Raw genomic sequence first — 12,383 nt, forward strand, 5'->3', positions numbered from 1 at the left:
AATCATTAAAATACAACAAAATTATTACTTGCAATAATCTATTAATTCATGAAACTAACTTAACTTGCTAAAGATTAAATTTATTATTTAATACATTAATTACGTTTAGTCATATTAGAAAATATGGCAAGCTTTGTTGAATATGAATATTTATCTAAATATTAGCAATAAAATTAAGATGGACAAGCATTCTCTAAAAAACTTCACTATGCTGATATTAAAGCCTCATATAAATAGATAAAATTACCAGATTAAAGTTTAATATTTGCAGTAATTACTATAATTGACTTCCGAAAAATTACTGATTTTTTGGGCTTTTTGCCATTGAAATATAGGCAGAGAAATTCAATATTAGTAATTTTTACTTGATAATTGATAATTTCGTATGCAAATTAATAGATATAAACCAGGAATATAGTAAAAAATAATTATAATGTTTGAAATTGGTCAATTTAGTTTAGCTATGAAAATTTTTTGGCATAATTCCCAATTTAAAATTTTAGGAACATATAGTATTTTAGGCGCGATCGCACTCTTAACTCTGTTTCCATTGCTGTGGCTAATTAGTACAGCCTTGAAATCACCCTCAGAAAACATTTTGCAATCGCCACCGCAGCTATTACCCAGCCAACCTACATTAGATAATTTTGCTAACGTCTGGCATTCTCTACCTTTTGCCCAGTATCTCTACAACAGTACGCTGGTGGCATTGTTAACTGTGGGTTTAAATCTGCTGTTTTGCTCCTTAGCAGCCTATCCCTTAGCCAGGCTGTCATTCCCAGGACGAGATTGGATTTTTATCGCCATTGTTTCCACGATTATGATTCCCTTTCAAATCGTGATGATTCCCTTATATATTTTGACTGTCCAAATAGGTTTGAGAAATACTTATTTAGGAATGATTTTTCCCAGTTTAGCTTCTGCTTTTGGGATTTTTCTATTGCGCCAAGCTTTTATGAGCGTTCCTAAAGAAATAGAAGAAGCTGCCCGTATGGATGGCAGCTCCGAGTTAGGTTTATGGTGGTATGTAATGTTGCCGGCAGTTCGCCCAGCACTTGCAACCCTGGCTATTTTCGTCTTTATCGGTTCTTGGAGTGATTTTTTGTGGCCGTTAATTGTTATCCAAGACGAAAATTTATACACTCTTCCCCTGGGCGTTGCAAAGCTTGCAGGTACGTTTTCTCTTGATTGGCGGTTGGTAGCTGCTGGTTCGGTAATTTCTATTGCCCCTGTATTGGTACTATTTCTCTTCTTGCAACGCTATATCGTACCTACAGAAACTGGTAGTGGAGTAAAAGGTTAAACAATTCAAAATTCAATATTATAAATTACCAAAAATTTTGGAGTATACACTCATAATGTTGAATTCTGTCTCATGGTGAGATAGGCACACCCTGACTAGCAAGAGTGGCAGTAAATTAATAAGCACCTGTCTTTAAAAAGACAACCCTGATTGTTTTAAAAATGAGGCTGAGGTCGTAAGTAACCGACCACTTACGCTGATAGTCGATATCCATACTGACTACTTTTTCAAAGTCGGTAATACTAGAACGACCATTAGCTTGCCATTCTCCAGTAATACCTGGCTTAACTTGCAATCTTTCCCAATGATGAGGTTCATAATGAATCACTTCATCAGGAGTAGGTGGGCGAGTACCAACTAAACTCATATCCCCCAGCAGGACGTTCCAAAACTGAGGTAATTCATCTAAGCTGGTACGACGTAAGAACTTACCCACACGAGTAATGCGGGGATCGTCTACAGCTTTAAAAATGTGACCTTGAGCTTGGTTTTTTACCAAATGCTTGAGTTTGTCAGCATTGACAACCATCGAGCGAAACTTCCAGATACGGAAGGGTTTACCTTGAAGGCCACAACGAATTTGCGAATAAAATATCGGGCCTGGATCATCAACAAAGGTAAGAATTGCTACTGGAATTGCTACCACTGCTGTAATGATTAGCCCGACAATCGCACCGAAAATATCAATCAATCTTTTTGCTGTGCTGCTGATAGAGGGGTGTAAAGACTGTGGTGATAAATTTACGGAATCGATGTGATTCCATAATGCTAAATTTTCCACAGTACAACCTTTTGCATCAGTAGTAAAAGTAGTCATGGACATAGTTTACCTGCGGTTGTGACTGGACTGTACCGTTTCACTTATGTTCAGTTGCTACTGAGTTTGTACTGAGTGCTAATATAGACAATTTTTTTATCTACTATCGGAAGATTTAAGGTAGCTTTACACAATCTTTCAATTGAACAAAAAATTATAAAGTTTCAGTATACTTTTGTAAAAGAAAAAAATACGTGATATGGTACGTAGATTTTCGTAAGTAGGGGGATGGGGAATGAGTAATGAGTAATGGGTAATGAGTAATGAGTAATGAGTAATGGGTAATGGGTAATGGGTAATGGGTAATTGGTATTTCTCCCTCATCCCCCTCATCCCCCTTATCTTCCTCATCCCCAGTCCCCAATCCCCAATCCCCTAAACCTCTAAGGCAAAATTAACGGTATATGGTTCATCTAAAGATTGCTGTGTACTGGCTTTGATGGCATCTAGATAACGACGTAAATATGAAAGTTGTTGCGAATTCGGTCGATAGGTGAGACTACCTTGTTTTTCAAATAATGGCGCAGATGCGATCGCATGATAGTCGGGGTTATTTTGAGAACTTTGAGTGAGCCATGCGGAATCTGGCGTGTTAGGTATTAACCCTGGAGGTAATTCTCCTTCTAAGAAGGCTAACAGGCGTTGCTGACAGATGCGGGTATTAATGCCACGACCCTCAAATAACTGGATGATTTCGCTAAAGGATAGGGGTCTATCGGGTAACAGTCGCAGCAATTCTGTAAATAGGAAATAATCGGTATATTGTTGCCTGGGAATTTCTAAAGCCTGGGGATGTAGCGGTAACATCGCTAAACCATAGGCAACTCGACTACAATTAGGCGCGCCATTTTCACCAAGGTAGGAATCTTGAATAATTTTGGCGTTGGGGAGTTTTTGCTTTAGCCACCGATTGACTGTAGCGATGGAAGCCACACCACCTGTTAAGATAGCTTGGTTAATTGCTTCTGTGGGGATACCACGCGCTACTAATAATTTATTCAGTTCGCGATTGAGGCGGCGCACAAAGGGAACTAAAACTTGGCTTTCCAAATCTCGCCTTTGTAAAACCCATCGCTGATCGGCTAAGTCGAGAGTGAAAGATTCTTGGTGTTGTAAGATTAACTTCAGAGCTAATGCCGCATCTAGTACAGCTTGCCCTAACAGCGAACTTTCTAAACGCTGCTGGAGATAAATTCGCGCCACAATATCTGGTTCGCCGACTCGCGGAAGTTCTAAATCTTCTAACCCCAAACTTTGCCAATGCATCTGATCTAAACCAGGAATATTTGATTGCCAAAGTCCAGGCTGACTGCTAACTTGCTCCCCGGTAATTTCTGAGCGTAATTGCCGAGATTTGGGTGGTAAAAGTAGTTGACAAATAATATCCTGCTCAATACCCTTGCCTGCATAAGCAAAGCTATGGAGCATAAAGTCATTATGGGCAAATTGCGATAAGTTTTCTGGTAAATCAACTAATGCCATTTCTGTGGCGGTAGCCCCAATATTGATGGCTAGGGTATCGCCTACTAGGGGTTGTTCGTTGGTGTGTACAGAACGTAAACCTTGACTGTGGCTTAACTGTACTGCTTCACCATTACCAGCATCGAGTACACTCAAAAGACTAGCGATCGCTTCTTCAACAAAAAAGACTTGCTGTGGATGTTTGACTAATTTGCTATTGAGTAATGCTTCTCGCAGATTAAAGCGATATTGTTCTGACCAACTAGATGGGCAAGTACAGATGACACCTGCAATATTATTAATAATGTTGTGGAAAGCTGGCTCTTTTAAACCTATAGCTGTTGCAGTTAAACCTTGAGTAGTACTTTGGCGATCCGACTTCAGCGTTAATAGTAGTTTAGCGAGCGATCGCACTACCCAAACTAAAGGCCCCGCAGAAAATTCGTTAAATTGCAGCACAGGTTCCCATTTTTGTCTAGCACTCTTGTAGGGAATGGCTACTTGTAGATAGGGTTTTAACTGTGCGGAATAAAGTGTGCTTTTTAATTTGGCATCTGGCTGTGGTGATGCGGTTGCTGTTTGCTCAGAAGCCGTAGGTAAATAAACTTCTGCTGGTAACCGAAACGATTGTTGAAAGGCACTACCGCCTGCTGGATTTTCTGCTGACCAGTAAATAGGATACACAACATAGGTAGAGCGATCCAAAAGTGCGGCAGAAATACCTGTTGTACCAAAATCAATTCCTAGATACCAGTTCGAGTCTGGAGGATTTTGCGGTGCAGGTTCTGGCTGATTGAGGCTGGGCGCACCAGACAAGGAAGAACTGGCTGTAGTTGAAGTCTCTTCCTTTTTTTTTTCGATAATCGGGCTAAAGTCTAACTCAGCTTCTGGCTGTGGGAAGGAAGTGGGAGTAATTTGGGGCGCTTCTTGTTGATTCAAAGCATTGGGGGACAGATTCTCTGCTGGTTCCTGGGGTGCAGTTTCCTGCGTTTGCTGCTGTTGGGCTTGATTGCTGCGATTTACCCAACTGGTGATTAGTGGTGACTGAGAATTTAGCAACCCATCAAAGTTTGCCAAATCTTGATCCAATAGCTGCAACTGCTCATCATCCAAGGAAATATCAGGCATGGTAGCTGCTGTTTCTAGGGAGAGCAAGTTTTCTCGTGGAGAAGCTGGAATGTAGCTATCTGAAGAGTTTTCTGGCGGCTCATCGTGAGTTTCAACTTCTGTTCTGGAGGTAGAAGTTATTACTGTTGTTGAAGTTGAGACATCTGCTGGCGGAGAAGAAACTGCGATCGCTTCTTGGCGATCTCCTAATTCCACTAACAACTCTGTGAGGGATGTAATTGTATCAGTGTTAGCTTGATTAGTTGCAACCTCGGTTGTGGTTGTCACTGCAGCTGCTGGTGGCGTTGTTACTGGAGTTTCGTCAAAAAATAACGTTTCCCATTCTTGGGAAAATAAATCTGTGGGTGGTGGAGGTAAATTTTCTACTGCAGGTAAAGTCTCTTGGCTTAGTTCTGCAACAGTAATTTCTGTTTGTTCTAACTCTAGATTGTTTGGCGTTTCTACAGCAACATCTACAGATTCCACTGGCTCAGTAGATAATTCTGATGGTAAAACAGTTTCGGGTGGCGACAGTTCATTAGTAACAGCTTGGTTCGGAGCTATTTCTGCAACAGGCTGAGTCTCATTTCTCTTACCAAACAAACTGGCATAAAGTTTATCTACTTCATCTGCTGGAGAACTATCTGACGGTAATGTAGTAGGGGTTGCAGCATCAGGAGCCTCGAAAGATGACGACGCATCTGCAATCAGTTCCAACAGCATTGCATCCAAGTCATCTGCAGGTGCAGTATTTGCTGCTGGGGCTGGTAAATTTACTAATGGTTGATTGACTAATTCAACCTGAGTTTCATCTGGCTCTAGGGTTGCTGGAATTACTTGTTCCCTAGGTGTGGATAAAGATGCTGGCTGTTGGGGAAATTCTTGTAAATACTGCGTCAAATTATTCACAAAGCTCACTATGACTTGTTCCCCTTGCAACCCTTGGGCGTGCATTCTTGTCAGGGCTTGCGATAGGGATTCATGGTATGTGCGAATATTGCGCTGTAATGCCTCAAAAACGATATTTAAAGTGCCATCAAGTGATAATAACCGTTGGTCGAATTCTTGACCTAGTCTAGTTAGCTGCTCTATCTGCTCAGAGGATTGTAAGAAAGGTTGAGGTGTCGCTGCGGCGGATTCAGAGTTAGTATTATTAGCTACAGTAGAACCAGAAGAATTCGCTAAACTCTGTGTTAACTGTGAGGTTAAAGCAGGCATGAGGCGACTAACAAGCACCTTTAAAAATTCTTTAATGATCTGTTCTTGGGTTGCTAACTGCTGAGTCAGGGAATAGCTATGTAGCCGCCTTTGCTCTAATTGCCTAATTTCTTGTACTAGCGTTGCTCGCTCTTGCAACAAAGTTGCTAATTCTGCTTGTAGCGGCTGAAGTAAAGCTTTGATTTCACTATTTAAGTTTTGTCCCAGAGTTGTACTCTGTTCTTCACTAGCTAGCTGATTTTGGCTTGAAGCTTGCTGAAGATTTTGATCGACAAATTTTGCTAACAAAGGCGATCGCGGTTTTTGTTCTGTGGGCTGGTTTTGACTATCACTCGTCAAAACATCACTTTCTCCCAGTCTCACAAGAAAATCCCGAATTCGGTCTAAGACCTCTTTTGGCTCCTGCGCCTGACTAGACAGGAGTTTAGACAGGCGCTTACCATTACTGGCAAGTAAATTGTCAATATCTGCAATTAGTCTTTGAATTTCATCTGCGCGAGAAGTCACTGTATATACCTTAGGTAGAACTTTCTGTCAATTTTTAAGCAAATTAATTTACAATTATTGAAGCTACGCGGGTTGGCGTTTTGCCAATATCCCGATCGCACTTCTAAGTGCAATTATGTTTATGTTATAGATTATGGGAATTTAAGCTATCGTCAATAGACCTTGGGCATAAATTGGGAATTGGGCATGGGGCATTGGGCATTGGGCATGGTAATTGGTAATTTGTTCTTTTCTCCTTGCCCTCTGCTTTTCCCAATCCCCATTACCCCTTATCCCCAGAGGGGGCCCCGAGTTCCCCAATCCCTAGTCCCCAATCCCCATTACCCCTTATCCCCAGAGGGGGCCCCGAGTTCCCCAATCCCCAATCCCCAATCCCCAAACAGTTAAGTTAAGAGTATAAGGTTAGCAAAAATTAACTACCTTGAGTATGATTAATGTGTCTACTGAGGTTAGGAAGTCAAGAGTTAGCGATCGCGTTTACCCATAAAGAATAACTTTAGGAGGCGTTTCTACACTCCCTGAGGTTTTTAGATACTAAAAAAACAACTCTTGAGTCGTTTTCTTGTGTAACATAGTTTAGTTTTATTTTTGTCAAGTGCTGGGTTCTGATAGCTTAGGCTTAAAGATAGCACTGTCGTTTGTTGTGTATCCAACAGCTTTATTTAATAAATATGTAATTCAGATTTTGTAATGGAAGACCGATTTAGCCTGCAAACACCTGCCAATCCCTGGATGCTCTCGACTCCCTTTTTTCAAGGGCTACCAGAATTGGTTGTGGAAACAGCCCTCACTCATTTTGTGACCCGTACTCATCCACCCAATCAAGTGATTCTACTGGAAAATGATTGGGGTGGTTCAGTATACTTTATTGTTGATGGTTGGGTCAAAATTCGTACCTACAATTTAGAAGGCAAAGAAGTAACATTAAATATTATTGGCAAAGGTGAACTGTTTGGGGAAATGGCGGCACTAGATGAAGTACCTCGCTCTACCGATGTCATTACCCTCACACCTACTGTCATTGGGAGTATGCCATCGCAGGACTTTGTCAAGTTACTTCAAACAGAGCCTATGGCAGGAATGCGATTAGCTCAACTCATGGCGCGGCGTTTGCGACAAGTCAATCGCAGACTGCGCTTGCGGGAATCTGATAGCCAATCACGGGTGGCTGATACTTTGCTGTTTTTGGCGGAAGGACAGGGAAAAAAAGCACAAACAGGCACAGAAATTCCTAATTTACCGCACCGAGAACTCAGCAGTTTAAGTGGGTTGGCAAGAGAAACAGTGACACGAGTCTTGACAAGGCTAGAAAAGAAAGGCTTGATTAAACGGGATCAAGATATTATTTGTATTCCTGATTTGACTGCCTTGGAAAGAATGATCGTTTAAATACTTGTCAAATATGAGCATTTTAGATTCTTCGCCAGATGAGCCACAGCCTGGTTCATCGCCTGAATCTCAAACCCCGCAAAATCGGTCAGACAAACAAGGCAATTCGCTCAAGTTTGACAATCAAAACACGCTGCAACCTCCCCAATTAAAGGTAGATGCACCTTTAAGGATGGTGGAAACAGCGTTTTTGGCTAGTACTGCGAGTTTGATTTGGTTTATTAATTTTTATTTTCCTTTGGGCCCGGTATTAAAGATATTTTTTCCAGTACCGATCGCTCTAGTCTACCTGCGTTGGGGGCGACGCGCTGCTTGGATGGCAGCAGTTACATCTGGCTTGCTGCTAGGGGTGTTAATGGGCCCTGTTCGCAGTTTACTGTATGTAATGCCCTATGGTTTTATGGGCGTGCTGTTAGGTAGTGCATGGAATCGCCGTGTTCCTTGGATAGTTTCTATGACCTTGGGTATGTTACTCGGGACTTTAGGGGCTTTTTTTCGGGTATGGTTTCTGTCGGTGCTATCCGGTGAAGACTTATGGATTTATGCGATTAACCAAGTCACAGAACTACTAGAGTGGATATTTCTGAAGCTGGGATTATTAATCAACCCCAGTACATTCTGGATACAAATCGGAGCGATCGCTTTGATTATGTTCAACAATTTTATCTACTTGTTTGTAGTCCACATAGGAGCATGGCTGTTGTTGGATCGTCTGGGAAATCCAATCCCCCGTCCGCCTCGCTGGGTACAAGTTTTGATGGATTATGAATAATTGTTATTTGTCATTTGTCATTGGTCATTTGTATGGGGTCAATCTAAAATTTCAAATCTCAAATCCAAAATTCTTTGACCTTTGACTCTTATACATGATTAGTATTTATACTCAAATAGCACAGGGAGAAGCTTGGATTGCTAAGTATCGCGATCGCTTACCTGTGTTTGCTTGTATTTTAGGATTTACAGAAACTGGTTTGATTCCGGGGATTTCTGCGGCGGGAAAGACTCCCGAAGATAGGAAGTATACAGCTTGTGCTGATGCAGAATTTCTCTACTATGGTGCTGAACACCAAGCCAAATATCCCTTACCACCACTAGCGGCGGGTGCGTCACCTGTGCTAATTTCTCGTGCTGTGGTGGAAGCGCTGAAAACACCTGTTTATTTGTTTAATGCAGGATTACCCTACACCCCAGCAGTACCAAGCATCGATTTGGGTGGCTTTCCTGCTAGGTGTTTAAGTCAAGGTAACGCGATGGAATTAGCAACAGTCAAGCACTTGCTAGAACAAGGGTTGCTTTGGGGTACTAAACTGGCTGCTAATCAAGATGGGTATTTAGTTTTAGGGGAATGTGTGGTTGGTGGCACAACTACCGCCTTAGCCATTTTAACTGGCTTGGGTATACCAGCCGAGGGCAAGGTCAACAGCAGCCATCCTATTTGTAACCATGACCAAAAATCGGCTTTGGTACTAGCAGGTTTGGAGAAAATGAGACAAAGAGGAACCAATTACCAATTACCAATTACCAATCCCCAATCCAAAGTAGATCCTCTCAAACTTATTGCTGCTGTAGGCGATCCGATGCAAGTGGTGGTGGCGGGAATGGCGATTGCAGCTAGTCGCAGTTGTGGTGTGTTGCTGGCTGGTGGGACGCAAATGCTAGCTGTTTACGCGCTGATGAATGCGATCGCCCAAGCTTACAATTTATCTTGGCAACCAAAAGAAGTAGTAGTAGGTACAACGCGTTGGGTAGCAGAAGATCCCACTGGGGGAACGGTGGAATTAGCCCTCAGTTTAGGTCAACAAGACATAATGAAGGGTGGAGAAACCCCACCCTTACTAGCTACACAACTGAATTTTACTGATTCTTGTTATCCCCAACTCCAGGCTTACGAACAGGGCTTTGTTAAAGAAGGTATGGGCGCTGGAGGAGCTGCGATCGCTGCTCATCTGAGTTTAGATTGGCAGCAAAACCAACTTTTGGAAGCCATCGAAAAACAACTTGAGAGATTGAGCAGATTCAATCAACAATAGCGGATCTCAAGACTCAGCAAGTAACTGGTTATCAGGTTACAAAAATAACCAAATTTTAGATTTTAAATCGAAAACTTTGGACTGAAATCGTTAATATTTAAGCTACAAGCTACTGATTGATTTGGGAAAAAAATAAACATCCAAAATTTAAAACCCCGTAGAAGGCATGGGGCCAATCTAAAATCTAAAATTGTTGGACAAATTAGTGAATTCTTTCTCGGAGTAATTGTTCTTCTAAGGCTGCAATGCGATTGTATGCTGCAGTTAATTGTGCTGTTAGTCGTTGTATTTGAATTTCTGGGGAGATGGTTTTTTCTCCTCCTTGACGATTCATATCGCTGTAAATGCCATCAGCCAATACATCCTTGTGTTCCATTTCAGGATTGTAATTAAGATTCCCCCGGAACTGATAATGTACAGCTTCGGTATTTTCTGGATAATTATCTCTTGCCTGGGTTTTAGCTAAAGAGCATTCTGATAGAGTTTGAGTCACTTTACCATCAAGCTCCTCAATCACTTGGCAGAGGTTATCCAGCTTATGGCTCAAAGTCGTGATCTGCTTTTGTAATGGCTCCATTTAATACCCTAATCCGCATATTTTCTCTATGTTATTCAATTTACTGCCGACCTTAAATATACTTATGAATTATTTAACTTTTGCCAACTTCTGTTGGATTGTGAAACTAAAGTCATTACTTATCTATATATCTCAATATTTTCCTTAGTAGCTCTCAGAATTTTGTTGAGTAAATTAAAGTTTTTGGTATTTATTTTGCGATAAATCTCTTAAAATAGAGATAATTGCAGATTTTTCTGTCTAATAACCAACAGATATGGTTATTTTCGTGGTTTTAGCAGCAAAATCTAGTTGAATGTAGACGCAAAATCTTAGTTAGACAGGTGTGTAATTCCCAGAAGAGTTACAGTCTAAAGTTTATGTAATGCTATTGCTGGGGTGAGCATCATAAAAGCCGAGTCAGCCATTCCCGACGCGATCGCGCCTCTCTCAGGTCAGGAGTTTGTAGGACAATATCAATCAAATATGCGGGGGATAAATTCTCTACAAATCATGGCATTCGACCATAAAGCAGAGAAAGCAAGCACAGTTGCGTAATTCAGCCAATTAGGAAAAAGTCCAAAAGCAATAGCCTGTATCAATTACAGCAAGCACAACCAAGTTTCCACATCTATCAAAAGTAGGAGAAAAACTCAGGAAGCTTTGGTTAACTGTTAACTATTAACTGTGAACAGTCAACGGTTAACAGTTAACATTTAATTTTTGGTGTTCCCTCAAAAGCGCAGGTTGTAAAAATTCTGGTGTTTGAATGCTTAACATAGGTATAATGCAACATCTCATATCCCATAATCGATGGATCGACGGTCGTTTTTATTAGCCACAGGTACAGTGGCAATTTCACAACTACTTATTGGCTGTGGTGGAAGCAACCGGACGCAGCTGAAAGTACAGCTATTAAAAGGTTCCATACCTGGCCAGGTAGTTAATGAATTTCAGAAAAACTTACAGCGACAGGTAGAGTCTAAGTTTACCCCTGTCGATCAAATACAAGATTTATTCAAACAATTGCAAAGTTGGCAAGAAAAGCCAAAAACTAGCGATGAGCAAGGATGGAGTCGGTTTATCCCATTTCAGCAAAACCAAAAAACACCCGTAGCTGACTTGGTAACATTAGGAGATTATTGGCTGAAAGCGGCGATTCAACAAAACCTAGTTGAACCATTGAATCAAGGACAAATCAAACAATGGTCGGCTGTGGATGAAAAGTGGAAGCAACTGGTAACGCGCAACGACCAAGGTAATCCCGATCCACAAGGGAAAGTTTGGGCAGCTCCTTACCGCTGGGGTAATACAGTATTAATTTATAATCGCCAGAAGTTTCAAGAATTGGGATGGAAACCCCAAGATTGGAGTGATTTGTGGCGAGAGGAATTGCGATCGCACATTTCTCTACTCAATCACCCACGGGAAGTAATTGGTCTAGTTTTAAAGAAATTAGGAAAATCCTACAATACCGAGAATCTTGACCAAGTACCAAACTTGGAAACAGAACTGCGGACATTAAATCAACAAGTTAAATTCTACGACTCTCGAACCTACCTAGAACCCTTAATTGTTGGTGACACTTGGCTAGCACTTGCTTGGTCTGAGGATGCAACACCAGTATTATTGCGTTATCCCCAACTAGCAGCAGTTATCCCGCAATCGGGAACATCATTATGGGCAGATTTATGGGTACGTCCCAAAGGCGCTGTTAAAGATGATTTATTAAATAGATGGATAGATTTTTGTTTACAACCCGCGATCGCTAAACAAATTGCAATTCTCACCAAAACTAACTCGCCAACTGCTACAAATATTGCAGCTGCAGATATTCAGGAACCATTGCTCAATCTTTTAGTGAATAATCCTGCAGTTTTCGATAAAAGTGAATTTTTGCTTCCCTTATCTGATTCAGCCACAAAGCAATACGAAACTTTGTTTACCAAAATCAAGCAAGGATGAAATAAATCTCCCTGATAATTTTCGCTAAAA

10 protein-coding genes are annotated in these 12,383 nt (G+C 41.2%); 6 read left to right on the top strand and 4 right to left on the bottom strand.

What is annotated here, in order from left to right; all coding sequences use genetic code 11:
* The first annotated feature begins 463 nt into the window (after positions 1–463).
* A complete protein-coding gene (locus HG267_RS05175; RefSeq protein ID WP_045870948.1) occupies positions 464–1,303 on the top strand; it encodes a carbohydrate ABC transporter permease in 840 nt (279 codons plus the stop codon).
* Positions 1,304–1,418: 115 nt separating this feature from the next.
* Here HG267_RS05175 and HG267_RS05180 read toward each other — a convergent pair whose 3' ends face one another.
* The 3 genes from HG267_RS05180 to HG267_RS05190 form a co-directional block, all read right to left on the bottom strand.
* Positions 1,419–2,126 (bottom strand): sugar transferase, encoded by a 708-nt coding sequence (locus tag HG267_RS05180; protein WP_045870617.1) that lies wholly within the window; start codon positions 2,124–2,126, stop codon positions 1,419–1,421.
* 148 nt (positions 2,127–2,274) lie between these two features.
* A complete protein-coding gene (locus HG267_RS05185; protein WP_155539248.1) occupies positions 2,275–2,484 on the bottom strand; it encodes a hypothetical protein in 210 nt (69 codons plus the stop codon).
* A gap of 11 nt (positions 2,485–2,495) precedes the next feature.
* The gene (locus tag HG267_RS05190) at positions 2,496–6,413 is read right to left on the bottom strand and encodes a hypothetical protein (protein ID WP_096621561.1); all 3,918 of its coding nucleotides are present in this window, start codon (positions 6,411–6,413) and stop codon (positions 2,496–2,498) included.
* Between the two features lie 690 nt (positions 6,414–7,103).
* Here HG267_RS05190 and HG267_RS05195 point away from each other — a divergent pair.
* The 3 genes from HG267_RS05195 (at position 7,104) to cobT (ending at position 9,832) form a co-directional block, all read left to right on the top strand.
* Entirely contained in the window at positions 7,104–7,802 is a 699-nt protein-coding gene (locus tag HG267_RS05195; protein ID WP_045870616.1) for a Crp/Fnr family transcriptional regulator, read from the top strand.
* A gap of 13 nt (positions 7,803–7,815) precedes the next feature.
* Positions 7,816–8,574, top strand: a complete 759-nt coding sequence (locus tag HG267_RS05200) for a DUF2232 domain-containing protein (protein WP_045870615.1) — start codon at positions 7,816–7,818, stop codon at positions 8,572–8,574.
* Between the two features lie 94 nt (positions 8,575–8,668).
* Positions 8,669–9,832: a nicotinate mononucleotide-dependent phosphoribosyltransferase CobT gene (cobT, locus tag HG267_RS05205; protein WP_045870614.1), complete on the top strand. Its 1,164-nt coding sequence runs from the start codon at positions 8,669–8,671 to the stop codon at positions 9,830–9,832.
* 202 nt (positions 9,833–10,034) lie between these two features.
* Here the strand turns inward: cobT and HG267_RS05210 are convergent, their stop codons facing one another.
* Positions 10,035–10,409 (bottom strand): hypothetical protein, encoded by a 375-nt coding sequence (locus HG267_RS05210; RefSeq protein ID WP_045870613.1) that lies wholly within the window; start codon positions 10,407–10,409, stop codon positions 10,035–10,037.
* 378 nt (positions 10,410–10,787) lie between these two features.
* On the opposite strand from HG267_RS05210, the gene HG267_RS05215 reads away from it, so the two are divergent.
* Together HG267_RS05215 and HG267_RS05220 are read left to right on the top strand one after the other, a co-directional pair.
* Positions 10,788–10,946 (top strand): hypothetical protein, encoded by a 159-nt coding sequence (locus HG267_RS05215; protein WP_155539246.1) that lies wholly within the window; start codon positions 10,788–10,790, stop codon positions 10,944–10,946.
* Between the two features lie 255 nt (positions 10,947–11,201).
* Positions 11,202–12,353 carry an extracellular solute-binding protein gene (locus tag HG267_RS05220; RefSeq protein ID WP_045870612.1) on the top strand — a complete coding sequence of 384 codons (1,152 nt, stop codon included), beginning with the start codon at positions 11,202–11,204 and terminating at the stop codon, positions 12,351–12,353.
* Positions 12,354–12,383 lie beyond the last annotated feature (30 nt).

Origin of the sequence: Tolypothrix sp. PCC 7601 (genome assembly GCF_025677855.1) — a bacterium.
In the GTDB taxonomy this organism is placed as follows: domain Bacteria; phylum Cyanobacteriota; class Cyanobacteriia; order Cyanobacteriales; family Nostocaceae; genus Aulosira; species Aulosira diplosiphon.

What these genes read in the sequence shown, in the direction of transcription:
- HG267_RS05175 (WP_045870948.1), top strand. Translation starts at nt 464, where the DNA reads ATGAAAATTTTTTGGCATAATTCCCAATTTAAAATTTTAGGAACATAT.
- HG267_RS05180 (WP_045870617.1), bottom strand. Translation starts at nt 2,126, where the DNA reads ATGTCCATGACTACTTTTACTACTGATGCAAAAGGTTGTACTGTGGAA.
- HG267_RS05195 (WP_045870616.1), top strand. Translation starts at nt 7,104, where the DNA reads ATGGAAGACCGATTTAGCCTGCAAACACCTGCCAATCCCTGGATGCTC.
- HG267_RS05200 (WP_045870615.1), top strand. Translation starts at nt 7,816, where the DNA reads ATGAGCATTTTAGATTCTTCGCCAGATGAGCCACAGCCTGGTTCATCG.
- cobT (WP_045870614.1), top strand. Translation starts at nt 8,669, where the DNA reads ATGATTAGTATTTATACTCAAATAGCACAGGGAGAAGCTTGGATTGCT.
- HG267_RS05210 (WP_045870613.1), bottom strand. Translation starts at nt 10,409, where the DNA reads ATGGAGCCATTACAAAAGCAGATCACGACTTTGAGCCATAAGCTGGAT.
- HG267_RS05220 (WP_045870612.1), top strand. Translation starts at nt 11,202, where the DNA reads ATGGATCGACGGTCGTTTTTATTAGCCACAGGTACAGTGGCAATTTCA.